The organism is Psychrobacter sp. Ps6, from assembly GCF_022129235.1.
Classification (GTDB): Bacteria; Pseudomonadota; Gammaproteobacteria; order Pseudomonadales; family Moraxellaceae; genus Psychrobacter.
The window spans coordinates 1-1,081 of record NZ_JADQAI010000182.1; the positions used below are offsets into that span (position 1 = coordinate 1).

1 protein-coding gene is annotated in these 1,081 nt (G+C 32.0%); it reads left to right on the top strand.

Translation table 11 applies throughout. The features are described 5' to 3' along the window. Window positions 1–445 precede the first annotated feature (445 nt). A complete protein-coding gene (locus I3255_RS14925; protein ID WP_275949804.1) occupies window positions 446–1,018 on the top strand; it encodes a type II secretion system protein in 573 nt (190 codons plus the stop codon). Window positions 1,019–1,081 lie beyond the last annotated feature (63 nt).

The window sequence follows — 1,081 nt, forward strand, 5'->3', positions numbered from 1 at the left end:
GAATCAGCCGATAAAAACTGGCATCAGTTCCATAAGCAAACGTTAGAGTAGGATCGGTAATAATTCTTGTACTTTCGATATGCTGATTAAGACTTTCTAACAGCTCTTGGTACGATGCATCCATCATTGCTCCATTATCTTTTTTATAATGAGATTTATTATTGGAATATAAACTTCCTATCTATACCCAACTGACTTGAGTATAGACATACATCTAAATAGCTTATTAATATTCCAAATTCACATTTTTTGTTAATTTATATAATGAAGATCACATTTGTATGACAATAGTATAATAAGCGTTATTTTATGGTTATAAAGCCATTGTTAACACTATTGATTCTTATTTTTATAATCAAATTTAGCATTTCCCAACTAAACAGATGCGAATAAGAAATAAGCAAACTATAATGCATACACCAAAACTATTAATTATCGTTATTATATGAAAAAGGTGGTGGGTTTTACCCTAATTGAACTGGTTGTGGTGATTGTTATCTTAGGAATTTTAGCAGTCACCGCAGCACCAAAATTCTTAGGTCTACAAGTCGATGCTCGAAATGCCGCTCTGAAAGGGTTAGAAGGAACACTAAAATCAGCGCTTGGTGTTGGCTATTCAAAAATGGCTATATTAGGGGTTGAAAATAGCTTATACGCAACAAATAGAGCAAGAGGAGATAATGAGAAGGAAAGCTTGGGGATTTTTTCTGTCAATATGTCAATTATTGGTTGTCCTAAAAATAGTACACCAACTTGTGTATTTCAATTTGGCTATCCACAAGATCCATATACTTTTGAACAAATGGTCGAAAACGTTGGCTGGAAAGATTCTGATTCCGGCTGGACCTTCTTTTATGATGGTACATCAATCATATTTACATTTTCAAATAATGTAAAAAAAATGAAGATTAATGACGAATATAAAACAGATCTAATACACAAAAATTGCTATATTAAGTACACACCGCCACTAACAAATAACAGCAGTTACTCTTTACAATTAATAAACTGTAAATAGTTATAAAATGGCAACTTACCTGTACACATAGCACCAAATTAATAGCATTGCATACTATTGCAA

Coding starts and splice junctions, on each gene's coding strand:
- I3255_RS14925 (WP_275949804.1), top strand. CDS start 446: ATGAAAAAGGTGGTGGGTTTTACCCTAATTGAACTGGTTGTGGTGATT.